1 pseudogene is annotated in these 311 nt (G+C 42.4%); it reads right to left on the bottom strand.

The window, feature by feature from the left end:
• Positions 1 to 311 (bottom strand): annotated as a pseudogene (locus ACNPNW_RS06235) (TonB-dependent siderophore receptor); the annotation flags it as partial.

Below are 311 nucleotides of genomic sequence, written 5' to 3'. Positions count from 1 at the left end.
AATAGCCAATTGCAGCATAGCCATCACCGATGGCTGCATCATTTTTTACAACATCGCTCAGCACACGGCCATGTTGTTCAGCGATGAGATCGGCAGTCAAGATAGAAACTGATGCAGGTATTTTTTGCAAATTCTCCGTACCAAAACCTTCAATATTCACTTTGGTACTCGTGTAAGGGATACTTTGATCGGCTGTGATAACAATCGTGTCAAGCTGTTGCACATCGTCTTCAGCATAAGTCAGCGGGGCTAAACACAGCGGTGACAGAATGATCATTTTTAAAGATCGGGTTAATACATTCTGTTTGAAT

The organism is Acinetobacter endophylla, from assembly GCF_053543775.1.
Note: the sequence above shows the minus strand (reverse complement) of the source record. Positions and strands in the feature narration are given on the sequence as shown.